This is a genomic window from Coriobacteriia bacterium, assembly GCA_034370385.1.
Lineage (GTDB): Bacteria > Actinomycetota > Coriobacteriia > Anaerosomatales > PHET01 > JAXMKZ01.
Genome location: JAXMKZ010000059.1, coordinates 21,660 through 46,816, shown reverse-complemented (window position 1 = coordinate 46,816; position 25,157 = coordinate 21,660). Strand labels below are relative to the sequence as shown.

At 64.7% G+C, this 25,157-nt stretch carries 23 protein-coding genes and 1 tRNA gene; 20 read left to right on the top strand and 4 right to left on the bottom strand.

Annotated features, from left to right (window positions below; all coding sequences use genetic code 11):
• Positions 1-54: 54 nt before the first annotated feature.
• The 8 genes from U1E26_11965 to pstB all read left to right on the top strand — a co-directional run bounded on the left by U1E26_11965 (position 55) and on the right by pstB (position 9,112).
• A complete protein-coding gene (locus tag U1E26_11965; protein MDZ4170351.1) occupies positions 55-3,159 on the top strand; it encodes an FAD-binding and (Fe-S)-binding domain-containing protein in 3,105 nt (1,034 codons plus the stop codon).
• 122 nt (positions 3,160-3,281) lie between these two features.
• Entirely contained in the window at positions 3,282-3,980 is a 699-nt protein-coding gene (locus U1E26_11960) for a Crp/Fnr family transcriptional regulator (protein MDZ4170350.1), read from the top strand.
• Between the two features lie 130 nt (positions 3,981-4,110).
• A complete protein-coding gene (locus tag U1E26_11955) occupies positions 4,111-4,338 on the top strand; it encodes a cytochrome b5 domain-containing protein (GenBank protein MDZ4170349.1) in 228 nt (75 codons plus the stop codon).
• 206 nt (positions 4,339-4,544) lie between these two features.
• Positions 4,545-5,255, top strand: a complete 711-nt coding sequence (locus U1E26_11950; GenBank protein ID MDZ4170348.1) for a hypothetical protein — start codon at positions 4,545-4,547, stop codon at positions 5,253-5,255.
• Between the two features lie 44 nt (positions 5,256-5,299).
• The gene (locus U1E26_11945) at positions 5,300-6,118 is read left to right on the top strand and encodes a phosphate ABC transporter substrate-binding protein (GenBank protein ID MDZ4170347.1); all 819 of its coding nucleotides are present in this window, start codon (positions 5,300-5,302) and stop codon (positions 6,116-6,118) included.
• A gap of 101 nt (positions 6,119-6,219) precedes the next feature.
• On the top strand, positions 6,220-7,266 hold the full coding sequence (pstC, locus tag U1E26_11940; GenBank protein MDZ4170346.1) for a phosphate ABC transporter permease subunit PstC: 1,047 nt from the start codon (positions 6,220-6,222) through the stop codon (positions 7,264-7,266).
• A gap of 11 nt (positions 7,267-7,277) precedes the next feature.
• Positions 7,278-8,222: a phosphate ABC transporter permease PstA gene (gene pstA, locus U1E26_11935; protein MDZ4170345.1), complete on the top strand. Its 945-nt coding sequence runs from the start codon at positions 7,278-7,280 to the stop codon at positions 8,220-8,222.
• Positions 8,223-8,362: 140 nt separating this feature from the next.
• Complete coding sequence (pstB, locus tag U1E26_11930) at positions 8,363-9,112, top strand: phosphate ABC transporter ATP-binding protein PstB (protein MDZ4170344.1); 750 nt, start codon at positions 8,363-8,365, stop codon at positions 9,110-9,112.
• Between the two features lie 46 nt (positions 9,113-9,158).
• On the opposite strand, the gene rlmD is transcribed toward pstB, so the two are convergent.
• The gene (rlmD, locus tag U1E26_11925) at positions 9,159-10,475 is read right to left on the bottom strand and encodes a 23S rRNA (uracil(1939)-C(5))-methyltransferase RlmD (protein ID MDZ4170343.1); all 1,317 of its coding nucleotides are present in this window, start codon (positions 10,473-10,475) and stop codon (positions 9,159-9,161) included.
• A gap of 143 nt (positions 10,476-10,618) precedes the next feature.
• Here rlmD and U1E26_11920 point away from each other — a divergent pair, with 143 nt between their 5' ends.
• The 6 genes from U1E26_11920 (at position 10,619) to U1E26_11895 (ending at position 16,285) form a co-directional block, all read left to right on the top strand.
• A complete protein-coding gene (locus U1E26_11920; protein ID MDZ4170342.1) occupies positions 10,619-12,508 on the top strand; it encodes a PilT/PilU family type 4a pilus ATPase in 1,890 nt (629 codons plus the stop codon).
• Between the two features lie 53 nt (positions 12,509-12,561).
• The gene (locus U1E26_11915) at positions 12,562-13,029 is read left to right on the top strand and encodes an OsmC family protein (GenBank protein MDZ4170341.1); all 468 of its coding nucleotides are present in this window, start codon (positions 12,562-12,564) and stop codon (positions 13,027-13,029) included.
• A 13-nt stretch (positions 13,030-13,042) separates the two neighbouring features.
• A complete protein-coding gene (locus tag U1E26_11910; GenBank protein ID MDZ4170340.1) occupies positions 13,043-13,738 on the top strand; it encodes a glycosyltransferase family 2 protein in 696 nt (231 codons plus the stop codon).
• The gene (locus U1E26_11905; protein ID MDZ4170339.1) at positions 13,735-14,433 is read left to right on the top strand and encodes a PIG-L family deacetylase; all 699 of its coding nucleotides are present in this window, start codon (positions 13,735-13,737) and stop codon (positions 14,431-14,433) included. Before U1E26_11910 ends, U1E26_11905 begins: the two co-directional genes overlap by 4 nt.
• Positions 14,434-14,438: 5 nt before the next feature.
• Positions 14,439-16,022 (top strand): hypothetical protein, encoded by a 1,584-nt coding sequence (locus tag U1E26_11900; GenBank protein ID MDZ4170338.1) that lies wholly within the window; start codon positions 14,439-14,441, stop codon positions 16,020-16,022.
• Positions 16,023-16,108: 86 nt separating this feature from the next.
• Positions 16,109-16,285 carry a 4Fe-4S binding protein gene (locus U1E26_11895; protein MDZ4170337.1) on the top strand — a complete coding sequence of 59 codons (177 nt, stop codon included), beginning with the start codon at positions 16,109-16,111 and terminating at the stop codon, positions 16,283-16,285.
• Positions 16,286-16,394: 109 nt separating this feature from the next.
• Here the strand turns inward: U1E26_11895 and U1E26_11890 are convergent, their stop codons facing one another.
• Positions 16,395-17,132, bottom strand: a complete 738-nt coding sequence (locus U1E26_11890) for a glycerol-3-phosphate acyltransferase (GenBank protein ID MDZ4170336.1) — start codon at positions 17,130-17,132, stop codon at positions 16,395-16,397.
• Positions 17,129-18,025 carry a diacylglycerol kinase family protein gene (locus tag U1E26_11885; protein MDZ4170335.1) on the bottom strand — a complete coding sequence of 299 codons (897 nt, stop codon included), beginning with the start codon at positions 18,023-18,025 and terminating at the stop codon, positions 17,129-17,131. Before U1E26_11885 ends, U1E26_11890 begins: the two co-directional genes overlap by 4 nt.
• A gap of 113 nt (positions 18,026-18,138) precedes the next feature.
• On the opposite strand from U1E26_11885, the gene U1E26_11880 reads away from it, so the two are divergent.
• Positions 18,139-18,214, top strand: a tRNA-Arg gene (locus U1E26_11880).
• Between the two features lie 69 nt (positions 18,215-18,283).
• On the opposite strand, the gene fusA is transcribed toward U1E26_11880, so the two are convergent.
• Positions 18,284-20,353: an elongation factor G gene (fusA, locus tag U1E26_11875; GenBank protein ID MDZ4170334.1), complete on the bottom strand. Its 2,070-nt coding sequence runs from the start codon at positions 20,351-20,353 to the stop codon at positions 18,284-18,286.
• A 225-nt stretch (positions 20,354-20,578) separates the two neighbouring features.
• On the opposite strand from fusA, the gene U1E26_11870 reads away from it, so the two are divergent.
• From U1E26_11870 to U1E26_11850, 5 genes are all read left to right on the top strand, one after another.
• Positions 20,579-21,268, top strand: a complete 690-nt coding sequence (locus U1E26_11870; protein ID MDZ4170333.1) for a peptidylprolyl isomerase — start codon at positions 20,579-20,581, stop codon at positions 21,266-21,268.
• Between the two features lie 15 nt (positions 21,269-21,283).
• Positions 21,284-22,672, top strand: a complete 1,389-nt coding sequence (locus U1E26_11865) for a tetratricopeptide repeat protein (GenBank protein MDZ4170332.1) — start codon at positions 21,284-21,286, stop codon at positions 22,670-22,672.
• A gap of 50 nt (positions 22,673-22,722) precedes the next feature.
• On the top strand, positions 22,723-23,127 hold the full coding sequence (gene ndk, locus U1E26_11860) for a nucleoside-diphosphate kinase (GenBank protein ID MDZ4170331.1): 405 nt from the start codon (positions 22,723-22,725) through the stop codon (positions 23,125-23,127).
• A 148-nt stretch (positions 23,128-23,275) separates the two neighbouring features.
• The gene (radC, locus tag U1E26_11855; protein MDZ4170330.1) at positions 23,276-23,941 is read left to right on the top strand and encodes a DNA repair protein RadC; all 666 of its coding nucleotides are present in this window, start codon (positions 23,276-23,278) and stop codon (positions 23,939-23,941) included.
• A 165-nt stretch (positions 23,942-24,106) separates the two neighbouring features.
• Positions 24,107-25,147 carry a rod shape-determining protein gene (locus tag U1E26_11850; protein ID MDZ4170329.1) on the top strand — a complete coding sequence of 347 codons (1,041 nt, stop codon included), beginning with the start codon at positions 24,107-24,109 and terminating at the stop codon, positions 25,145-25,147.
• The last annotated feature ends 10 nt before the right edge of the window (positions 25,148-25,157 follow it).

The following is a 25,157-nucleotide window of genomic DNA, read 5'->3' as shown; positions in this document are numbered from 1 at the left end:
TAGCCCGAGGACCATTCAACGTTTTGAGCACACGGAAGGAAGCGATCACATCCCATGGGAGCAGTGAAAGACGGCGTCGAGCAGTCGCTGCGTGAGATATGCGGCGACGACCGTGTTCGGACCACCCGGGTCGAGCGCAAGATGTACTCCTTCGACATCGGGGCCATGCCCGGTCTGGTGAAGCCCTTCGTCCCCGCAGGAACAGCCGGAGCGGTCGTGCGCCCGACGAGCGAGGAGCAGCTGAAGAAGCTCGTTGTGCTCGCTCAGGATAAGGGCACCGCCCTTGTGCCCCGTGGCTGGGCTACCAGCGGCTACGGTGGGGTCTTGCCGCGCGAGGGAGCGATCGTGGTGGATCTATCCGGATGGCAGAAGGTGCTGTCCGTGGACACCGAGGCGCTCACGGTCAGAACGCAGGCCGGTGCGGTGTGGGAGCAGGTCGACCGTGACATTCAGAAGCAGGGCGTGACGCTGCGCATGTATCCGTCGTCGTACCCGAGTTCGTCGGTCGCCGGGTGGCTGGCGCAGGGGGGCAGCGGCTTCGGCAGTTACGAGTACGGGCAGTTCAAGGAGAATGTGGTCGCGGCCCGGGTCGTGTTGCCGACGGGCGAGGTCAAGGAGTTCACCGGCGAGGAGCTGCTCACCTATGTGGCCGATGCCGAAGGCATCACCGGTTTCATTACTGAGGTCGAGTTCCGAGTCCGGCCCCTTGAGCAGGAGGTTCACCGCCTCGTGGCCTTCGACACCGCCGGCAAGCTCGGCGCGGCGCTGGCGGCCGTCTCGGCACAGGGGCTTCCTCTCTGGTCGATCACGTTCCTCAACCCGGAATCAACCCGTCTGAAGAAGCAGCTTCCTCACCGTCACGGTCACCCGTGGGAGGAGGCTCACGCTCACTACGAGCCAACGATCCCCGAGGCGTACTTGGCGGTTATCGCGTACCCGGCCTCGCGCCGCGACGCCATCGATGCGGGCCTGGCCGACGCCATCGAGACCCATGGTGGTCGCGAACTGGACGCCGAGGCGGCTGAGCACGAGTGGGAGCAGCGCTTCGCGCCCATGCGCCTGAAGCGCATAGGCCCGTCGATCGTGCCGACCGAGGTCATCGTGCCTCTGGCGCAGATGCCTGCGGTCCTCGGGGAGATCGACGCCAAGATCGATCAGCCATTCATCCTCGAGGGCATGGTCGGCAAGGGCGACAACGTCGTACTCCTCGGCTTCATCCCGCACGACGAGCGCGCGTTCACGTTTAACCTGGCCTTCGCGCTTTCGCTGTCAGTCATCAAGATCGCCAAAGCACACGGTGGCGCGGCGTACTCAACCGGCCTGTACTTCCGCCGCGAGGCGCCGAGTGTGTTGGGAGACAAGCGCCTTGCTGCTCTCAAGGCCTACAAGTCCCGCGTCGACCCGCACGGCATCCTCAACCCGGGCAAGGTCTACGGGGCCGGTGGAATGCTCGACCTCTTGATGGGTACGGCGGCGGTGTTCGAGCCGATCGTGCGTCCGATCGCCAACGCGGCCAAGCCCCCCAAGGGCCCAGGCGACCTGTCCAAAGACGTGAACGGGATTCCGGGCGATGTGGCCTTCATGGCCTACGCGTGCTCGCGGTGCGGGTACTGCGTTCCGACGTGCGAGCAGTACACCGGTCGCGGCTGGGAGAGCCATTCGCCGCGCGGGAAATACGCTTACCTGCGAGAGGTCATGGCCGGTCGCGAGGAGTGGAACCGAGCGGCCATCGACACGTTCCTCGTCTGCACGACCTGCGAAGTGTGCAACACGCGCTGCCAGCTGCAGCTTCCCATCGAGCACAACTGGATGGACATGCGCGGCAAGCTCATCAACGAGGAGAAGCGCGGCACGTTCCCGCCGTTCGAGATGATGGCCGCGTCCCTTCGGGGCGAGAGAGACATCTGGGCCGGAAAAGCGGAGAACCGCGACAACTGGGTACCGGACGATGTCGCCGCCAAGATCCCCGAGAAGGCCGACATCCTCTACTTCGCCGGCTGCACAGCGAGCTTCGTGGAGACCGACATCGCCGAGGCGTCGATTCGCCTCCTCCAGGACGCCGGTCACTCGGTGGCGTATATGGGCAAGGACGAGGCCTGCTGTGGCATTCCGATGAAGGTTGCTGGCAAGTGGGACCTATTCGAGGAGATCTACGAGCACAACGTCACTGAGGCGAAGAAGCGCGGGGCCAAGACCATCGTCACCTCGTGTCCCGCGTGCGGACTGGTGTGGAAGGAGCTCTACGCGAAGCTTGCAGCCGAACGCGGCGAAGACTTCGACTTCGAGGTCAAGCACTACTCGGAACTCATCGCACCTGCGTTGGCGGACGGGACATTGGCCCTGAAGAGCGACCCGTTCGAAGGCAAGAAGATCACTTTCCACGATTCATGTCACATGGGTCGAGCGCAGGGCAACTACGAGCCGCCCCGCGACATGCTCAAGGCGATTCCCGGAGTCGAGTACGCCGAGATGGAGCACAACCGCGAAGAAGGCATGTGCTGCGGATCCGTGCTGACGCTGGTCGGTGAGATGCCGATCGCGCCGGTTCTGGGCAAGCATCGGCTGCAGGAGGCCGTCGACATCGGCGCCGATACGGTCGTGGCGCTGTGCCCGTGCTGCCAGGTGCAGCTGCGCGACTCGGTCATCAAGAACGACCTACCCTTGAAGATCGACGATCTGTCGCGCGTCGTGGCGCAGGCGGCCGGCTACGACATTCCCGAAACCACCGAGTACTCCATGTATATGTGGAGCTACTTCGAGAAGTTCATCATCTTGCTGCAGCCCGAGAACATGGCCAAGTTCATGACCCGCATCTTCCCTCAGATGATGGACGCGATGCCCGCAGGCATGGCCCCGATGATGCGCTCTATGAAACACGTGCCGGGCGGACTGGCGATGATGGAGAAGATGATGCCGCTCATGTTCCCGGCGATGGCGCCAGGGATTCTCGGCAAGGTCATGCCCGACATGGTGAGCGAAGTTGAAGACTACATCGGCGAGATGCCGCCTGACATGGCCGAGTTGATGCCCGATCTGCTCCCCAAGACGATGGACTCGCTCATGCCGACGTACTTGCCCGAGCTCATTCCGCATCTGGTTCCGTTCTGGATCGAGTTCCTTCGTGATGAGGGCGCGGCGCGTTCTGCGGCAACCGCCTAGGCACGAGCGCACGGTAGGAGATCGCCACGAGGCGGGGCTCAAACGGGTCCCGCCTCTTTCGTGTGCGCGGTCACTGGAAAAGTGTGTCTAAAGTCACACGCGCGTTTGCCGATGACAGAACCATGAACACTACAGCCTCGAAAGACCAGGTCATGTCCCGGCTCGCCGGGATTCCCATGTTCGCCGATCTCGCGCCGGACAGCGTCGAGGCGCTGGCGGAGATGGTGCAACTGCGCCGGTACCCGAAGGGCGCCTTCATCGTGGGCCAGAACGAGGTCGGCACGGCCATGTTCCTGCTGGTCGCAGGGCGCGTGAAGGTGGCGCTTGCCAACCCGGACGGCAGGGAACTGGTGCTGAGCTACCTTGAGGCCCCCGCTCACTTCGGCGAGATGGCTCTCGTTGACGGACAGCCGCGATCCTCAGATGTCATCGCGGTCACCGATGTCGAGCTGCTCGCGCTCGAGGCCAGGGACCTCTCGGCCGCCATTCAGCTACAGCCTCGACTGGCGCTCTCGCTCATCGCGACGCTCTCGAGACGTCTCAGACACACAATCGCTCGGCTTGAGGACATGGCGTTCAGCGATGCGACCCACCGGGTCATGCGGGTGGTGCTCAACGTGGCCACAGCCGGACTTGAGACACGGGGTGCGCCCGTGATCCAGGGGATGACGCACTACGACATCGCGACATTGGCGGGCACCTCGCGTGAGACCGCCAGCCGCGTCATCTCTTCGCTGGCGCGCGACGGCATCGTCACGACGAAGGGCCGGCGCATCATTGTGGACCTCGATCTTCTCGTCACGAGGCTCGAGCAGGAGTAGTCGGCTCGCGTGGGGCACAGCTGTGCACCCGCCCCTCCTGCCGCCCTTCACTTGCCACGAGTCAGCCGCTCATGTCGTGGGTATACTCTGCCTCACGTCACCGACATGACCGTTCGCGAGGAGGATTCCCATGAAGGATTTCACGCTCGAGGAGCTTGCTGAATTCGACGGCCGTGAAGGCCGACCCGCCTACGTCGCCTATGACGGCGCCGTCTACGACGTCACCGAGAGTGGCATGTGGGGAGACGGCGATCACGAGGGGATGCATCAGGCCGGGGCGGACCTCACTACCGACCACGACGAGGCTCCGCACGATGTGTACGTGACCGACTTTCCTCAGGTGGGGAAGCTCGTCTGACGCGGTGCCCGTGAGGTTCTTTCGGCCGTGTAACGGACGAGGAGCGCTCGTGTAAGACTTCGGCAACAACAACACGCCGATGATGTAACTGAATACTGCCAAGCGTGCAACCAACCCCTCGCAGGGTTCGCCTATCGTCGTGGCGGTCGGAGCCGACGCTCCGGCCGCCATTGATGTTCTCGCATCACCGAAACGAAGGAGGACCCATGCGAGGAAGGATGAAGGCCGCTTGGCTGACGGGGGCTGCGCTTGTATGCATGCTCGCGGTAGTCGGGACCGCGGTCGCCGCCACTCAGGTGCGCCTGTCTGTGGATGTGACTCCCAAGAGGGGCACGTACGGCACCGAGGTCGTCGTACGCCCGAGTATCGACAACACCGTCTCGGTCGGCGACAGGATCGACCTGTTCGTCCTCGACGCCTCAGACGCGTGGGTGAAGTACGGAGAGGGCCAGGTCGTCGAGTCTCACGAGACCACCGGCGCTGCTCCTGAGATCGAGCCCCTCTACCTCGGCATCGACGAATCACTCACGTATCCCGCCGTCATGCGTGCCGTCTACATCCCGGTGGCATCCTCGCCCAACGCTTCGGCAACGAGCGAGATATTCAGCCTTCGGATGTCGCGAAACACCCGCACAGCCGTCAGCATCTCTACGCCGTCGGCCATCCGAAAGAACAAGTCGTTCAGCACGACGTTCATGGTCGCGCCGATCAGCGGGGTGGGCAAGGTCGCCGTCAAGGTGAAGAGCGCCTCCGGCTCGTACAGCAAGTCGATGACGCTGACCACCGATGACCTCGGCAACGCCGCGACGACGCTGAAGCTTCCCCGGGCCGGACGCTACACGATCAGCGCGAAGTTCCTCGGCAATACCTTCGGTGTCGCGTCGCCGATGAAGTCCAGGACCATCACCGTCCGTTAGCTTTCGCCACCCCAGACATTAGTTCAGAGAGGAAGGTCACTGACATGCTCCGAAACCCCATCAAGCGTTTCGCATCGCTCGCCCTTGCCGTCACAGTCGTCGCCGCGCTTATGGCGCCGCAGGCCGCCTTCGCAGCCACTTCGCTCAAGCTCTCCGGCTCGACCACCGTACAGCCGCTTGCACAGGAGTTCGCGACCGCGTTCAAGAAGACGAGCACGGGCAAGGGCTGGACGATCACCGTCGCCGGCGGCGGTTCGAGCGTCGGATTCAAGGATGCTGCTGCAGGCCGCGTCGACATCGGAATGTCCTCGCGCGACCCCAAGAGCAGCGACCCGGCAGGGCTCGAGTATCACGTTGTAGCGCGTGACTCGCTCGCCGTCATCGTCCACCCGAGCAACAAGGTCCGCAAGCTGACCGAAGCGCAGGTTCGGGACATCTATCACGGCAAGATCACGAACTGGCGGCAGGTCGGTGGCGCCAACGCCTCGATCGTCCTGTGCGGACGCACCGGCGCATCCGGCACGTACGAGTACTTCAAGGAAGCATTCCTTGCCAACAAGCGCCAGTCTTCGCGCACCAAGGGCTACGCCTCCAACGGCATGGTTCGTTCGGGTGTCGCGCGCAACAAGAACGCTATCGGCTACGTGGGTATGGCGTTTGTGAACAGCTCGGTGCGCGGCGTGACCATGGGCGGCGTTGCACCGACTCGTGCCAACGCACTGTCCGGGAAGTACAAGTACGTCCGCCCCCTCTACTTCATCACCAAGGGCGCGCCGTCCGGCAACACCAAGAAGTTCCTCGACTGGTGCAAGAGCTCTGCTGGCCAGAAGGTGGCCGGCAAGGAGTTCCTGCCGATTCGCTAGTACCGCACCGTACGCCGCCGGGTCCGGAGTGATTGTGCGCTTCGGGCCCGGCGCGCGTGTGTTCTGAGAGACGTGAGAGACGTGTGGAGTGAGGAGAATTGATGACCGGGGACGAGATGTCAGCGACAGCGGTGCCCTCTATCGGAGCTTCGACGAAGACACCGACGGTGGACCTCTCTTCGCGGGTCAAGCGGGTGGGCGAGCACGTCGCGGCACCGGTCTTGGCGGCGTGCGCGATCTTCTCGGGTGCACTGGTCACGCTCGTGATCGCGTACGTGTTCCGCTACGCCGCACCCCTGTTCGCCACGCAAGGCCTTGCGTTTGTCACCACGGGCGACTGGGACACCGCTATCGACATAGCATGGTCCGAGTCGGCCGTCGTGTTCGGGGCGTTGCCGCTCATCATCGGAACCACGCTCACCACCTTGGGTGCGCTGGCGGTTTCCGTCGTCTTGGGACTGGGATGCGCGATCTTCATCGCTGAGCTTGCGCCGGATTGGCTGCGTACGCCGCTTGAGTCGGTGGTGCAGCTGATGGCAGGCATCCCGTCTGTGGTGTTCGGTTTGGTCGGGCTGGCCGTAGTAGTGCCGGTCCTGACGAAACTGGTTCCCGCCGACGCCATGGACGTAGTCCCGGACGTTCCGCTCGAAGGAGCGTCGCTTCTTGCGGGTGTTCTGGTGCTCTCCTTCATGATCCTGCCGTTCTTCGTGACCGTCGCGGTGGATTCGCTGAGGGCCGTACCGCGGGGCTTCTTCGAGGGTGGACTCGCCCTTGGGATGCACCGCTGGCGGGCGATCACCCGTATCCAGGTGCCTGCGGCCGCCCCCGGGCTGCTTGCGGGGGCCGTTCTTGCGGCGGCGCGCGCGATCGGTGAAGCAATCGCGCTTTCGATGGTCGCCGGGTCCATCGCCTTCATACCGAGCATGGAGTGGGGGGTGCAGTACTTCCCGTTCATGCCGATTCGCACGATGGCCTCTGCGATCGTGGAGACCGGCGGGGAGGCTATGAGCATCCCCGACATCGAGGCGGCCTTGTTCGGACTTGCCGCGCTTCTACTCGTGGCGAGTCTGTCGTTGAGCCTGTTCGCCCGCTGGATCGTGGACTGGTATCGACGACGGCTTTCGCTCGACACCGGGCGCTCGTTGTGAACGGGGACACCATGAGAAGCGATCACCACATCACACGACCGAGGCGGCTGTCTACGAGGATTGGTCCCGCCGCAGCGTGGCTTGCCGCAGGGATCGTCGCCGCAGTCTGCTTCTTCATCGTGGGCTACTTGATCTATGAGGGGATCCAGTATGTCGATTGGACCTTCCTGACTACCGACCCCGAGCCTAGTCTGGTCGAGGAAGCAGGAGGCGGCATACGGATTCCCATCGTGGGTACGACGGTGCTGGTCTTGCTCTCGACGTTGCTGACCGTGCCCATAGCGTTGGGCGCGGCGGTCTACCTCGCGGAGTATATGGACGAGCGCAAACCTCTCACCAAGAGTATTCGTCTGGGACTGGAGGTCCTTGCGGGCGTTCCTTCCGTCGTATTCGGCATGTTCGGTGTAGCCATGTTCTCGCATGCGGCATTCACGTTCATGTCTTCTGCGGGCGCCGAGGGCGCCGACGCTGCGTTCGGCCGCTCGTTCTTCGTGGCCGCGACGGTCATGGCGATCCACGTGCTTCCGTTCGTGATCAAGGTCATGGAGGAGGCGGTACGGTCGGTGCCTGCGAGTTACAGGCACGGCGCCGCGGCTCTCGGCGTCACGAAGTGGCGGGCGATCAGGCGCGTCATCCTGCCTGCGGCGTCACCCGGACTGATGACCGCCGTCATTCTGGGGATGGGCCTTGCAGCGGGAGACACCGCCATCGTCTGGCTCACGCTTGGCGGAACCATGAGCATGGCCGTCGACAACTGGTGGGCGCCCGAACACATTCTCACGGTCATACGCGGGACGGGATCCACACTCACGACCTTCACCTACTTCTCGTCGCCCGCCGGCGAGGGGAATGCGCCGGGCCTCGCCTACGGTGCGGCGATGGTCTTGATGCTGCTCGTGGTGACGCTCAATGCGGCCGCCACGCTGATCGGCCGCTTTGCAAAGAAGACACGATGACCACCGTGCACCAAGGAAGGGACGAGTAAATGGGTGAGCCGACCAAGCAAGCCGTACCCGAAATCGATGAGGCCGCCCTGCTTTTGGCGGATCTCGACCGCCAGATGGTGCGTGCCGAGCGCGCGCTGGAGCGAAACACGATGCTCAAGGTCGATGGCCTCGAGGTGCGCTACGGGGCAAAGACGGTGCTCACCGACGTCACCATGGATATTCCTCAGAATCAGATCACCGCGTTCATCGGGCCTTCGGGATGTGGCAAGTCCACCGCGCTGCGCTGCTTCAACCGCATGAACGATGAGATTCGGAGCTTCTCCATGAGCGGCCGAATCCTGTACGGCGGACAGGACATCCGTGAGCCGAAGGTCGACGTGACTGAACTGAGGCGACAGATCGGCATGGTGTTCCAGCACCCGAACCCCTTCCCGATGTCGATTCACGAGAACATCGCGCTCGCAGTCAAGGAGCACCGGGGACGCGTGAGCAAGGATGAGGTGGACCACGTAGTCGAGTCCGCGCTCACGCACGCGAACCTATGGGATGAGGTCAAGGGTGACCTGAAACAGTCGGCGCTGGCGCTGTCAGGCGGCCAGCAGCAGCGACTGTGTATCGCTCGCGCGCTCGCGGTGAAGCCCACGGTCATCATGCTCGATGAGCCCTGCGCCTCACTCGACCCCATCTCGACGGCGCGTATCGAGGAGTTGCTGCTTGAGCTCGTTGCCGACTACACGATCATCATCGTCACACACAACCTGGCGCAGGCCCGCCGGATCTCAGATGACGTCGCCTTCTTCCTCATGGGCCGCCTGCTTGAGTTCGGCGAGGTCAGGCGTGTGTTCGAGGACCCGATGCGCCGAGAGACCGCCGAGTATGTCCGCGGGGCGTACGGGTAGGATTCGGGGAGCCTGCAGGCTTTGCGGCCCTGCCACCGGTCCCGGGCTACGCCCCCGGTCCGCGCTCGAAGCGCGCGACCGTCTCCACATGGTACGTCTGGGGGAACAGGTCGACCGGAGTCGCGTCGGTCAGCGAGTAGCCCACCTCGACGAGCCGGGCGGCATCGCGTGCGAGGGTGGCCGGGTCACATGAGACGTACGTCACAACCCGCGGTTTCGCCGAGCCAAGCGCCGCGATCACGGCAGCGTCGAGTCCTGCTCTCGGCGGGTCGACCACGAGCGCGTCAAAACGCCCGAGGCCGACTATCTCGCGCGCCGCATCTCCGCCGACGACGTCAGCCCACACGCCGGCGTGCTCGAGATTCCGGCGCAAGTCGCGCACAGCGCTGCTCGCAGACTCGACGGCGACCACATCGCCGGCCACCTGAGCGAGCGGCAGCGTGAACGTGCCGGCGCCGGCGAACAGGTCGACCACCCGGTCGGTGCCGTCGAGTGCGAGCGAGTCGAGCACGAGCCCGATCAACGCCTCTGCCCCAGGGGTGTTGACCTGGAAGAACGAGGGGGCTGAGATGGCGAACGACATGCCGTTGAGCTGCTCGCGCCAGGCACCTTTGCCGCTCAGGACTTCGACGCCCGCCACGCGACGCTCCTTCTGCGGGCCTTTCGCCAGCACGCGCACGATGCTGGTTGCGGGGACCGCCGCTGACAGCAACTTCGCCGCAGCTGCCCGCTGGAACGGACCGGGCTCAGTCCACAGCGCGATCTCGAGGTCCCGGGTTGCAGACGCGACACGCACCGACACGCGGCGCAGGCCTAGGTCCGACTGGCCGGCAAGGTAGCGCAGTGCGCCGGTGAGCGCCTTGGGCGCCTTCTCGGCTCGCTTGGGCAGGAGCGGACAGGCGTCGATCGGAACGACCTCGTCGCTTCCTTGACGGTGGAAACCGAGGTCCAGACGCCGGGACGCGGGGTCGCAGACGAGCTCGATCTTGTTGCGGTAACCATACGGCTGGCTAGGGGCGACGGTGGGTCGGACGAGCGGTTCAACGTGGGGCAGCCGCCCAATTCGCACGAGCGCATCCACGACGATGTCGCGTTTGGCGGACAGCTGGGCATCGATGCTGACATGCTGCCACGCACAACCCCCGCACGACCCGAAGTAGGGGCAGCCGGGCTTCACGCGTGACGCTGAGGGCGAAATCACGTCGATCACACGGGCGCGCGCGAAGCGATCCCGGTCATCGGTGATCTCGGCGGCGACCCGGTCGCCGGGACAGGCGCCCTTGACGAAGACGGTTCTGCCATCGTCGAGGTGGGCGATGGCATCGCCGCCGTATGCTAGTCTTTCGATGTTGAGTTCGAGCACGCGACTCGCTCCTCGCGTAGGGATTGGTACCGGCACATCCTAACCGACGTACGCATCGGGGCCGCGGGGATGCCGGTGTGCGAGAGTGGGGCCGCGTTCATGTCTGCGCTTGAGGCCGGGTTCGCTTGCGAGGAGGTCCTGTTGTGTCGAAGCAGGTTCTGATCGTCCATGATGACGAGGCGTTCGTTGCCCAGCTGAGCGCAGCGCTTGTCGCCGCAGCTGCAGACACGCTGGTTGATACCGCGCTATCAGCTCCGCGGGCTCTGGGAATGGTCGCACAGCAGATGCCCGACGTGTTTGTCGTCGAGGCCGAGCTGATCGGCGTCGACGGCTACGCGTTCACCCAGCAGCTCAAGGCCGATCCGCAGACCAAGGACGTCCCGGTTGTGATAGTCACCGCGATGCCCAACGAGGCATCCGCCCTGCGTGCGCGCCAGGCGGGTGCCTCAGCGCACCTCTCGGCAGCTGGTGCGATCGAGGGTATTGCCGGCAAGGTGCTCACGCTTGCCGGGTCGGCGCCCGCACCAGCGGCAGCGGCTCCGGCACCGGTCAGCGACATGCCTGCGCCGATGCCGATGCCGGTGGTGCCCTCCGCCCCGGCGCCGATGCCCGCAGGGCCGCCTCCCATGCCTGTCTCGCCGATGAGCGTCGATGCCATTCGCGAGCCGATGGGGGCCCCCGAGCAGATGGCCGCCCCCTCCTCGGCGGTGCCGAGCGTGGAACCTGCTGCCGGAGTGGTGGCCGCGCCGGAGCAGACGACACCGGGGCCGATAGGTGGCCTTGGTGGGGCGTCTCCGGCCAGGTCCGTTGAAGCTGCCACTGAGGGCAGTGCTGCATCGTATGGCACACCGCAGCCCGTGACCCCGCCGAAGGCACCTGATTCGGGAGGCATGGGCAGCGGGGTTCCGCAGCCGGTCAGCGGCAGCGTCTCGGCGGCTTCGGACATCAAGATGCCGGGAAGCGACATCCCCCACATCGACGACCTTCTGCGACTCATGCTCGAGCGCGGTGGTTCCGACCTGCACATAACGGTGGGCAGTCCCCCCGGCATCCGCCAGCGGGGCGAACTGGTCGCGGTTGAGGAGATGAAGCCACTCACCCCGCGTGACACGATGGAGATGATCCTGTCGCTGCTCTCCGAGGAGCAGCGTCGGCGGTTCGAGACAGAGCTCGAGCTCGACTTCGCCTACTCCATTCCCGGGGTCTCGCGCTTCCGCGCCAACGTCTTCCAGCAGCGCAATTCGATGGGTGCGGTCTTCCGCGTCATCCCCATCAAGATCCCGACGATGGACGAGCTGGCTCTCCCGAAGGTCTGCCGCTTCCTCGCCGATCGACCGCGGGGACTCGTGCTCGTCACCGGGCCGACCGGCTCGGGTAAGTCGACCACGCTGGCTGCGATGATCAATCACATCAACGAGACCAAGTCGCTGCACATCATCACGATGGAAGACCCCATCGAGTTCATGCACCGCAACAAGAAGAGTTTCGTGAACCAGCGCGAGGTGGGCGAAGACACGCACAGCTTCGCGTCAGCGCTCAAGCGCGTGTTGCGTCAGGACCCCGATGTGATCCTCGTCGGCGAGATGCGCGACCTCGAGACGATCTCGGCGGCGATCACGGCGGCCGAGACGGGGCACCTGGTCCTCGCAACGCTTCACACCACCGGTGGCCCGGAGACCGTCGACCGCATCATCGACGTGTTCCCGCCCCACCAGCAGCAACAGGTCAGGATGCAGCTGTCCAACACGCTCGAGGGTGTTCTGTCGCAGGTGCTGCTCCGCTCCACTGACGGGCGCAACCGTATGCTCGCCATGGAGATCATGCTCGGCGTACCCGCCATCTCGAACCTCATCCGCGAAGGCAAGACCCACCAGATGGACACGATCATCCAGGGTGGCGCTCAGTTGGGGATGCAGACCCTCGATCAGCACCTCAAGATTCTGCTGACGCAGGGCAAGATCAGCTTCGAGGAGGCCATCAGCAAGGCGAAGAGCCCTCGCGAGCTGGCCGACATGGTCGGACGCAAGATTTAAGCGACACGATACGGGTGGCCGCTTCGCCGCGGTCGGCATCAGGAGGCGGGGACATGGATAGCGCACGCGTGCGGTGGACCACGAAGCGCCAGCTCGTGGGCACTGACGAGGCGGGACACAGTGTGGTCATGGATGCATCGGCCGCCTACAAGGGGGAGGGTTCCGGGTTTCGTCCCGTGGAGCTCGTTCTTCACGGGCTTGCGGGTTGCACGGGCATGGACGTCATCTCGATCCTTGAGAAGAAGCGTCAGGATGTGCGCGGGCTTGAGATCAACGTCACCGGAACACCCAGGACCGATGAGTATCCCAAGATCTACACCGACATCGCTGTCGAGTACGTGGTCACCGGCTATGGAATCAACCCCGCTGCGGTGGCCCGAGCCATCGAGCTGTCTGAGGAGAAGTACTGCTCCGTGAAGGGCATGCTCGGTCCGCAGGTGCACGTGACCACGAGTTACCGCGTGATTGACGCTCGGGCTGCGGGCACCTCCCTGCTCTCCGGCGACGAGATCGACGAGTAGAGCGACGTCGAACGTGGGCGATGCCGTCGTCATGCCCGTCCACAACGAGGCCGCGAGCGTGGACGGAGTGCTGGATAGCGTCCGTAGGTACTTCGACGGCGAGATTCTCGTGATCGACGACGGCTCGACGGACGAGACCCCGCTGCGGCTTGCACGCCGCGGTGATGTGGGTGTCGTGCGCCTCGATCGCAACTGCGGATACGGGTGCGCGCTGCGCATCGGGTTCGACGTCGCGCGCGAACTGGGCCACGAGCGTGTGGTGACCATGGACTGCGACGGACAGCACGAGCCTGCGCACATCCCTCAGTTTCTCGCTGCGCTCGAGTACCACGACATCGTGTCGGGAAGCCGCTACCTGCCAGCCAGCGCGGCGCACGGGATCGTCGTACCTGAGGACCGTCGACGCGTCAACGCCGTGATCACGAGCGAGATCAACCGCGTGACGGGCTGGGGGCTCACCGATGCCTTCTGCGGCTTCAAGGCGTACCGCGTGCTACGCCTGCAGGAGCTGTCGCTCACCGAGCCGGGCTATGCGATGCCGCTTCAGTTGTGGGCGCGCAGCTGGAGGGCCGGGCTATCGGTAGGGGAGCTTCCGGTCGAGCGCATCTACTGCGATCGCGACCGCACCTTCGGCGAGGATCTGGACGACCCGGAACGTCGGCTCGAGTACTATCTCGGCGTGTGGAACGGGGCCTTGGAGGCGCTATGAACGGCAGCGACTGGTACTACGAGGCGGTGTGCGTGGGCGCCCACCCCGATGATGTCGAGATCGGCATGGGCGCTACCATCGCCAAGCTCACGGCGGCGGGCGCGCAGGTCGCCATCGTCGATCTGACCGACGGCGAGCCGACACCGTATGGCTCGCCCGAGATCCGGGCGGGTGAGTCGGCGAAGGCCGCTGAGATCCTCGGCGCTGAGCGGCGCACGCTGACTCAGGCCAACCGCTACCTGTTTGACAGCGTCGAGGCCAGGACCGAACTCGCGACCGTGCTGCGGGAGTTGAGGCCACGGATGCTGTTCGTGCCCTATCCGGTCGACGCTCATCCGGACCATGTGGCAGCCGCTTCGATCTGTTTGGGCGCCCGCTTCTATGCGAAGTTCACCAAGACCGACATGCCGGGCGAGCCGTTCTATCCGCCGCGGGTCTTTCGCTACATGGCCGTTCATCAGCGCATCATCGCCGAGCCGTCTTTCGTGATCGACGTGACGGCGGAGCTTCCCGTGAAGCTCGAGGCGCTTCGCGCCTACGAATCCCAGTTTGCGGCGAATCCGGCCAATGCGGGCATCGTCGAATCGATGGAGGCGGCTGCAGCGATGTGGGGAGCGCTCGCCCGAGTACCCTTCGGCGAACCGTTCTTCGCCCTCGAGCCCGTGGCCCTCGGCAGCCTCGACGTGGTGTTGTAGGTATCGTGATACGCCAGCGGCCGACACTGCCGGCAGGACATGGCGAGCTGCTGACGACGCCGGTCTACGATGAGTGGGCCGCCCTTGTAGCCGCGAACCGTTCAGCCGCGGAGTCGTGGGACTTCGAGATCGGCGGGGTGGACGCACGCGAACTGCGTGCCGCCGCGCGGTGCGACATGCTCAGTAGCGCCGCGCAGTTCTCCGCGCGCCTCGGTGTGCCCGTGCGACCCGCCGGACTTTCGGATGCGCCGATCATCGCGACCGGGCACCAGCCCGAGCTCTATCACCCCGGGGTCTGGGCGAAGGACTTCCTCGTGCAGCGCTTCGCCGACGAGACCGGCGCCACTGCGGTCGATGTCGTGGTCGACACGGACGGGTTCGATGCCATCAGGGTGACGTCGCCCTGCATGGATCCCGGTCTGGCGCGGTGCCGCCAGTACCTCGCGCTGGCCACCCCCGGCGCCTGCTACGCGTCGACCCCTGTGCCGTGCGCCAGCGCGCTCGCTGACTTCCGGCGTGCGACATCGTCTGCGCTTGAGTCGCTGCCGGCGCCGTCGGTGCCTCGCCACTTCGAGCGCTTCGCCGACTGTATTGAGAGCGCAGCGCACGATGCCGAGAACCTGGCGGAGCTCGTGACGTTTGCGCGGCGCCGCTACGAGGCCGCGGCGCAGACCGACTACCTCGAGGTGCCGGTGACGCAGCTCGCCGCCGGGGAGGCGTACGCGAGGTTCGTGGTGCACCTGCTGCATGATTCACGACGGTTCGCGGGCGACCACAACGCCGAGCTTGCCGCCTATCGGGCGGCGACTCAGACGCGTTCTGCTGCACAGCCGTTCCCCGATCTGGAGATCGGCAAGGAGCGGGTCGAGGTGCCGTTCTGGTGGCTTGCGGGAGGCACGCGCAAGCGGCTGTATGTCCGAGAGGTACCGGGCGGAGTAGCGCTTGTGACAGACGACGGGCCGGTACTGGAGCTGCCGGCAGATGTGCACGTGGCGACGGCGGTGCTGTCCGAGGCGGGCCGTGCCGGGATGCTCGTGGCGCCGAAGGCTCTCACGCTCACCGCGTTCGTGCGGATGCTGTGCTGCGATCTTTTCGTACACGGCGTGGGCGGGGGGCGCTACGACCGAGTGACGGACAGCGTGATCAGGCGCTACTTCGGTGTCGAACCGCCCGCCTACGCGGTTGCGTCGATCACGCTCTACCTGCCGCTTGGCGCCCATCTGGTCTCGGATGCCGAGATCGCCCAGGCCACCGAGCGCGTGAACCGCTTCGAGCACAACCCGGATGCGCTGCTTGCGTCGGTGGATTTTGATGACCCCGACGAACAAGCGCAAGCAGCGGCGCTCGTGAAGGAGAAGGCGCGCCTCGTCGCCGATATCGCGGCTCCGGACGCCGACAAGAAGCGTCTCGGGATGCGCATCCGCGAAGTGAACGCAGAGCTGGCCGGTGTCCTCGCGCCGCTCAAGGCCGAGTTGCTGGACGACCTGGAACGCCTGAAGGCGCAGCGTGCGGCTGCCGACATCCTCACCGATCGCACGTACCCGTTCTGCTTCTGGGATCCGGAGGAGGTCGCCGACAAGGTGCGGTAGGCAGCCGGTCGTTGTCGGGTGAGCCGCCTCGCGGTATGATTCGCAGACCTTAGAGGGGTCTCGTTGTCAGGCGAAAGGAATCCACCATGTCTCTTCCCGTCGTGAACGATGGCTTGTGCACCGCTTGTGGCATCTGCATCGATGAGTGCCCGAGCAGCTGCTACGACCTCGAGGACGTCGCGCGCCTCAATCGTCCGGACGACTGCACCGAGTGCGGCATCTGCGTCGATGCCTGCCCCAACGGCGCAATCACGATGGACTAGTTCCTGCACGAATCGGATCGATCGGGGAGGGGTCGGACGCTGAGCGTCTGGCCCCTTTCGTGTCGGGGTGCCAGGCCTTCAGTCGGGTCGGTGCGGACCAAGGCGGCGGTCATCCGCGGGGGCCCATGCGGTCATTGACGTAGAGCCGGGGTTCTTTGCCCCGCAGCATTCCCACGAACCTGCGGTGGTGTGCCGCGTAGACCACCGCCCCCATAACGAGCGCGAAGGGCCAGTCGGGCGAGTCAAGCAGGATGGCTGTCACCGGAAGCGTCAGCGCCGCAGCGACCTGTCCCGCCATCATGTAGCGGGTGATGGCAATGACGGTCAAACCCACCACTACGACGGCGACGAAGTAGCGCCAGTCATAGGCGAGCAGCGCTCCACCGCCGGTAGCCAGCCCCTTGCCGGTGCGGTGGAACTGCCGCTTGATGAGTGCCATCCACACCGAGTAGTTGTGACCGAGCACCGCACCTGCGACGGCGGCCATCGGCACAGAGAAGGCGGGCACCGACGTCCACTCGATACTCACCGAACTGAGCGTCACGCCCCAAGGGGTCCTGATCGCCTCAGCGAACCCGTAGCCGACGACGAGCATCTTGGCTGCGAGCGCAGGCGCGAAACCCTTCGCGGCGTCGGCGACCATCGCCAGGGCAAACCAGCTCCACGAACCCGTCGAGCGCCGAACGTTCATCGCTCCGACGTTGCCGGTTCCGTGCGTGGTCACGTCTTGGCCCGTGACTGCCAAGACGATGAGGTAGGCGAACGGGATCGAACCGATCAGATACGCGGCGCCAAGTGCCACCGCCACCCAGGTCCACTGGTGCCCGACCGCGTCGATACTCATCATCTCGGTACCACGCACTCGATCGCATTCGGCATGACGGAGACCTCGTATCTGTTGGCAAGCAGGATCTCCCCATCGATCTGGGCCGGTAGCGCGTGGGCGCTTTCGATGACAAGCGAGCGGTGACGACGCATGTGCACAGGGCGCATACGCGTGTGCTTGCCGAAGATGACGAAGGGAAGGCGAAGCAGGGCCTCGGGTAGCGAGAGCGGATCGATCATGCACACGTCGAACAGGCCGTCGTCCGGAATAGCGTCGGGTGTGATCCTGAACCCGCCACCGTAGGTGGGGCCGATGGTTGCGGCAACGATGAGAGTCTCGTGGCGTTCGGGTGCGGCGCCATCGAAGGAGATGACCAGGCTGAACGGAGCGAGCTCGTTGAAGAGCACGTGGAGCAGGGCGGTGAGGTACAGCCATAGGCCATCACGCGACTTCGTGACCTTGTACTCGACGCTCTTCGCGGTCACCTTGGCATCGAGTCCGGCGGCGAACGAGTTGTTGAAGTAGATTCCGTTGCAGACGCCGACGTCGAAGCGACGGCGACGGCCGCTCGCCAGCGTCAGGGCGGCGGCGGTCAGGTCATCCGGAATGCCGAGCGTCCGACGCGTGTCGTTACCTGACCCGGTGGGCAGGATGCCCAGAGCGGGGCGCGAACCCTCGGGAATCGTCATGAGCCCGTTCAGCACCTCATGCACGGTGCCGTCTCCTCCGACGGCCACCACCAGATCATACTGGCCTGAGCCGGCGGCAAGCTCGGTGGCCTCGCCGACTCGCGTGGTCACTGCGGTCTCGTGGACGAAGGTGCCGAGGAGTCTGCTGATGACGGGAACGAGCTTCTCGGTCTCTCCGTGGCGTGCGGTCGGGTTGATGATCAGCAGCGCTCTTGTGTCGGACATGCTCGCCTCACCCGCCTCCCGTGGCTCATCGCCGTCTAGCATAACCTGCAGCTCCGCAGACGTGTTGGTCGCGCTTCGAGGGTGTGATAAAGTGCGTTCCCGCACCAAGCCTCGCCCTCTTAGCTCAGTGGATAGAGCGTCTGCCTCCGGAGCAGAAGGCCGCAGGTTCGAATCCTGCAGGGGGCACCACTGAAGAATCGAAAGGACCCGGCTCCCGTGGGGGGCCGGGTCCTTCTGCGTTCGCTCACGCGCGACCGATTAGTGGCCTTCGGCGCGCTCCTTCTGGTACTCCTCCACGAGCTTCTTCTGAATGTCTCCCGGGATCTGCTCGTAGCTATCGATCGAGATCGCGTAGGTGCCCGTACCGCTGGAGAGTGCACGCAGATGCGGCGAGTAGTGCACGACTTCGGCGTAGGGCACGTGTGCCTTGATCATCTGGGTTCCTGCTTCAGGTGACTCCATCCCCAGAACGCGGCCGCGCATGGAGCTGATATCGCCCATGACGGCGCCCGCGTAGGCGTCCGGTACGAGTATCTCGAGCGTGGCGATCGGCTCGAGGATGACCGGCTCCGCCTTCTCCGCGGCTGCCCGGAACCCGATGCGTGCCGCGGTCTTGAAGGCCATCTCGTTGGAGTCGACCGCGTGCATCGATCCGTCATATACCGCCACGCGCACGTCCTGCACCGGATAGCCGGCGATGGCTCCCGATGTCATGGTGTCCTGAACTCCGCGGTCGATGGCGACGATATAGGGCTTGGAGATCTTGCCGCCCACGATCTTGTCCTCGAACTCGTAGCCGCCGCCCGGGTTGGGCTCCAGCCGAAGCCAGCAGTCGGCGAACTGGCCCGAACCGCCGGTCTGCTTCTTGTGGCGACCCTGTGCCTGCGAGACCTTGCGAATCGTCTCGCGATAGGGGATACGCAGGTCGATCGTCTCGGCCTCGACGTGGAAACGATCGTGGAGTCGTGAGATCACCACGTCGACAGCGGTATCACCCATCGTCGACAGCACGGTCTGGTGTGTCTCCTCGTCACGCCTGAGGATCAAGGACGGATCCTCGTCGACGATACTCTTGAGCGCGGTCCCGAGCTTGTCTTCATCGGCCTTGGTCTTGGCGACGATCGCGACGGGGTAGAGCGGCTCAGGAAGCGGGAGATCGTCGAACGCGATCCCGCCCTTGGCTGACAGGGTGTCGTTGGTGAGCACATCACCCAGCTTGGTCAACACGGCTATGTCGCCAGCGGGAGCCGCGTCGACGGGGGAAGTCTCCTTGCCCGTCATCTTGAACACGTGAGCGACACGCTCCTTCTTGCCTGTTCTCGAGTTGATGAGCTCGATGCCTGGCTTGAGCACTCCCGAGACGACCTTGACCAGATTGAAGCGCCCCACGTACGGGTCGCTCATCGTCTTGAACACATGCGAGGTGACGTCGCCGTCGACTGAGAAGGCTATCTCCTGGCCGTCGGTGGTGTGCATCGGTCCGTGAGCCGTGGGCTCGGGGAAGAAGGTGACTATCTCGTCCATGAGGTCTTCGATGCCCTGGAGCTTCATCGCGGAGCCGACGAAGACGGGAATCACTTTGCTCTGGGAGATGGCGAGCCCGAGCAGTTTCTCGAGGTCTTGCTGGGTGAGGGGATCGCCCTCGAGGTACTTCATCATGAGTTCGTCGTCGGCCTCGGCGGTCTTGTCCGCGAGAGCCTCACGTGCCGCCTCGGCGGCGGGCAGAAGCTCCGCTGGGATGTCCATGATGTCTTCGTGATCGCCCTCGTGGTGATAGGCCTTCATGCGGATGATGTCGACCACGCCGCTGAAGTCGGCTTCGCGGCCCATCGGCAGCTGGACCGCCACAACACGGTCACCGAACTTGGAGGCCAGCGCGGCCATCACCGCATCGAAGTCCGCATGCTCCTTGTCGAGCCGGTTGATGAAGACCGCCCGGGCGATACCCATCTCGCCGGCGATCTTCCAGAGGCGTTCCGTCTGGACCTGAGGTCCCGAGACCGCGTCGACTACGAAGAGCGCCATCTCGGCGGCCTCCATGCCTGCGATGGCGTCCCCGATGAAGTCCGCGTAGCCGGGCGTGTCGATCACGTTGATCTTCACACCGTCGTGAACCACGGGGGCAAGCGACAGGTTCACGGTGAACTTGCGCTTGATCTCCTCCGCTTCGTGGTCAAGCGTGCTCTGGCCGTTGTCGACGGATCCCAATCGGTTCGTCGCGCCCGACAGGAACAGCATGGCCTCAGCAAGCGAGGTCTTTCCCGCGCCGCCGTGCCCGACAAGCACGACGTTGCGGACTTTGTCAGTGCTGGGTGCTCCCAAGTACATCGCCTCCTGGCCGAAACGGGCGCCACGGCGTTGTGGCGTCCTGTGCTGCGCGGAGAGCGACCCCATGCTCGCTTCCGCGAAAGGTCTTAAGAGCTCCAGTTTACCCCGAAAGCCCCGGGGTGTTGCCAGTCCTTATCAGCAGGCGCGGGTGCTGGTAGAATCCCCACGTGCACCGCGCCCGCTCGCGGATGCCCGTCGCGCCCCTTCTCTAGGAGGTTCTTGCTTGTGATCACTCGAAATCGCGCGCTGCTTTCGGCGGTTCTCGCCGTACTGATGATGTCAGCACTCGTTGTGGCCGGTTGCGCACAGGCGCCCGCCCCCGTACCGGAGGAGCAGGCACCGCCCGCCGAGACCACGGCCACCAGCGTCCCCGAGGAGGGCCAGTTGAAGATCCCCGCGTACAAGCCCAACGGCAAAGAGACCGCGATCTTCACCACATCCAAGGGCGAGATCGAGGTCGAGCTCTTCGGCACCGATGCACCGATTCACGTAGGCAACTTCGTCGAGCTGGCCGAGAGTGGCTTCTACGCTGACACGAAGTTCCATCGGTTCGAGGAGGGTTTCGTGGTCCAGGGTGGAGACCCTCAGTCCAAGGAGATGACCTCTGAAGAGGTGATTGCGGAGGTAGCGTCACAGGCGACCGTGCTGGGCACCGGTGGCCCCGGCCACATGATCAAGGGCGAGTTCGACCCGGCCACGAACCCGAACAAGCACACGGAGGGCGCGCTGGGTATGGCTCGCTCGCAGAGTCCCGACTCTGCCGGTTCGCAGTTCTACTTCACGCTGAGCGAGTCCCCGTTCCTCGACGGTAACTACACCGTATTCGGTCAGGTCATCAAGGGGCTTGACGTGATGCAGCAGCTTCGGGTCGGCGACACTGTCGACAAGATCGTGATCGTCGGCGCGACCAAGTAAGCGATCACAACCACTGTGGATCAGTCCAGATTCCAGGAAGCGCAGAGCGCCTACGACACCGGTGACTATCGCACCGCAGCCAAGGGTTTCTTGGCCGCCGCGGGCAAGACCCCGGCGGGCAGCGGATCGGCCTATCACATGGCCGGCAACGCGCTCATGCGGCTGCGTCGCTACCAAGACGCGGTGACGGTATACGGTCACGCACTTCGCGATGATATGTACGATCGGCGCGGCGTTGTTCACGGCAATCTCGGTCAGGCATGGGCGTGCCAGGGCGAGTACGCGGAGTCCGAGCGTGCCTATCGTGCCGCACTGGAGGAGCCTGACTACCGGACACCCTGGAAGGCATGGCAAGGGGTGGCTTCGGCCCTTCTGGAGCGCGGACGCGTCGAGGATGCCGCGTCTGCGTATCGCAAGGCGGCCATCGACTCTGAGAATCCTGAACCAGCGAAGGCGCTCGTGAACCTCGGCCTTTGCTTCATGGCTCTTGCGCGCCCGGCTGATGCTGCCGAGGCCTACAAGGCGGCACTGGGATTCGAGAACTACCCAGGTCGCGGCAAGGCGCTCGCGAACCTAGGAATCGCCTACACCCAGATGGGGGAGTACGACGAGGCGGTACGTGCCTTCGAGCGCGCGTCGCAGCTCCACTCACACAAACTGTCGGCGCCGGCTCAGCAGGCCTACGATGCTGCGCTTTCCATGGTCCGTCCCGCCAGTGCCAAGGTGGAGGGTTGGGAAACCGGTGATCTTGTTGTGACCGGTGCACCGATGGCTCCGTCCGGCTGGGCGACGGGTGAGCTCGATGCTCTTGGTTCGGACCTGCAGAGTGGAGCGGGCACGTTCGCACCCGCTGAGCTCGAGCCGGCCGCCGCTGGTGCGGCCCCGATGGACGGTGACGCCGGATTCGGCGACGAGGAGTCAGTCCAGGACTTCTTCCGAATGACAGAGGCCGAGATGAAGGTGCGTGACCGCGAAGAGCGCCGCGCACGACGCTCCGAGGGTGGCGCAGCGGGGATGTTTCGACGCTACGCATGGATCGGCGTCGCCATCGTGTTGTTGGTTGGCGCGCTTGGTGGCGCGTACTGGCTCGGGTTTGGCTGGCCAACGCAGGAGTCGACGGTCGGAGGCATGCTCGATACCTACCGTCAGGGTGGTGACGTGTCCGTCTACTGGGTGGCTGTCACCGACAAGGACGTCGACAAGGAGATGGCCAAGGTCCCTCCTCAGGTCAAGTCGTTCACGATCGACTCGATGAAGCGCGCTGCCGAGACATCGGTCGCCTTCGTCAGCATCACCCCTGACAAGGGCGCACCGCTCCACTATCGAATCACCCTGAGTCGAGAGGGCGTAGGGTGGCGCGTCGACGGGATCGACAATGACTGGCGTTCCACCGGCGGCGGCTAGGGTTGCGCCGGGAGTTGAGTCCGATAAGCAGGTACGGGAAGGATGTGCACGTGAATCAGAGGACCTACGTGATGATCAAGCCGGATGCTGTTCGGCGCGGATTCGTCGGGAGGATCGTCGCCCGCTTCGAGGATGCCGGACTGACCATCGAGCGCATGGAGTACGGCACGCTCACGCGCGAGCAGGCGGGGGCCAACTACGTCGAGCATGAGGGCAAGCCATTCTACGAGGGGCTTGTCTCCTACATCACCTCAGGACCGGTGGTGAAGATGGTGCTGGCCGGTCCGAACGCCGTTGCGGTATGTCGCAAGCTCATGGGCGTGACCAACCCTGCCGACGCGGCACCGGGAACGATCCGCGGCGACTTTGGGCTTGTCATGGATGAGAACGTCATCCATGGCTCGGACTCGCCCGAGTCGGCCGAGCGTGAGATCGGCATCTTCTTCGGTTCGTAGCTTTCATGGCGAGGCCGGCTCGTGTTTGGTTCGTCTTGTTTTGCGCTGGTGCCCGACACCGCTCCGCTCGCGCGGGGCGGTGTCGTTTCGTTTGGAAACCGGTTGGACCAACGTGTCACGTTGTGCTCGACGCTAAGGAGTACAGCCCATGGCACCACGACAGCCGATCCAGCATCAGACCGACCCGCGCAGCATCCTGCTCTCAGGTAGCGGCGAGTCCGTCACAGACGAGGGCCTGCTGGCGGTGCTGGTGGGCGAGGCCGGGGCTAAGCGGCTCAACGGTGTGCTGACCGGAGGCCCCCTGCCTCAGTGTCTATGGCGCCTCTCGGGCGACGATCTGGTCGGCCCGGGTGGCGTCGGACCGGCTGCAGCCGCCCGGTTGCTCGCATGCGTGGAGATGAGTCGGCGGGCCGGCCGATCGGTGCTCGATGAACGCCCGCTGATCGCGACGCCGGAGGATGTGGTCTCGCTGTGCGGACCACAGCTTCGGGGTGCAGACCGCGAACACTTCTGGACCCTTGCGCTCAACACGAAGAACCGGCTTCTGAGGATCATCGAGGTTTCGGTCGGCTCACTGTCTGCATCCATCGTGCATCCTCGGGAGTTGTTCAAGGACGCCTTGAAGGCGTCAGCAGCGTCGGTGGTGCTTGTGCACAATCATCCCAGCGGCGATCCGACGCCGAGCGGGGCCGATATCCAGCTCACGCGGCGGCTGGTCAAAGCGGGGGATGTACTGGGGGTGGAGGTGCTCGATCATGTCGTGATCGGGGATAGCGGAGAGCACGCGAGCCTACGCGACTTGGGCCTCATGTAACCCCTTGTCATCGCTGCTGCCAGCGGCTTCTCGCCTGCCCTATGGTAGACTTCACGCGGATTGACGAGCGTCGCGCTTCTTCACAGAAGCAGCGGGCCGTCTTGCTGTGCGTTTCGCCCGGTGCACCCGTAACGTGCTCCGGACTCGAAGGGAGACTGAGCGACCGTGTCGCTTGTGGATATGTTTTTCAACTCGTGGGGCGGCGATATGGCCGTCGACTTGGGTACCGCGAACACGCTCGTGTCGGTCCGAGGACGAGGCATCGTGCTGCTGGAGCCATCGGTGGTGGCTGTCGAGCGGGACACCAAGCGTGTGCTTGCGGTCGGCCTTGACGCCAAGCGCATGCTGGGCCGCACACCGGCCAGCATCGTTGCGATCCGTCCCCTCAAGGACGGAGTCATCGCCGACTTCGAAGTGACCGAGGCCATGCTGCGGTACTTCATCAACAAGACGCGGGTGAAGCGCTTCCCGTGGCAGCCGAAGCCCCGAGTCGTCGTCTGCGTTCCCTCGGGCGTCACCGAGGTGGAGAAGCGGGCCGTCTTCGAGGCGACCATGCAGGCCGGTGCGCGTCACGCCTACCTTATCGAGGAGCCGATGGCGGCTGCGATCGGGGCAGGTCTTCCCATTCAGGAGCCTACGGGTTCCATGGTGGTCGACATCGGCGGCGGCACGACCGAGGTCGCGGTCATCTCCCTCGGCGGTATCGTGACCGCGCAGTCGATCAGGATCGCCGGCGACGAGTTTGATGAGGCGATCATCGCGTACGTCAAGAGGCAGTACAACGTTCTCATCGGTGAGCGCACGGCCGAGGAGATCAAGTTCGAGATCGGAAGCGCGTGGCCCCTGCTCGAAGAGGTCGACGTCGAGGTTCGCGGTCGTGACCTGCTCACCGGTCTGCCCCGCACGATCACCATGGAGTCCGAGGAGATTCGCGAAGCAATCGAAGAGCCCATCGTCGCGATCATCTCCGCGGTCAAGGGCACCCTCGAGCAGACGCCTCCTGAGCTCGCGAGCGACCTCATGGAGTACGGGATAGTGCTGACAGGCGGAGGTGCGCTGCTCAAGGGCATGGACGATCGTCTGCGCCATGAGACGGGCATGCCGGTCCATGTGTCTGAGAGTGCTCTGACGAACGTGGTCTATGGGTCGGCCCAAGCGCTTGAGGAGATCGACGCCCTGAAGAAGGTGCTCCAAGGCGGTCGCTAGCCGCCGGCGG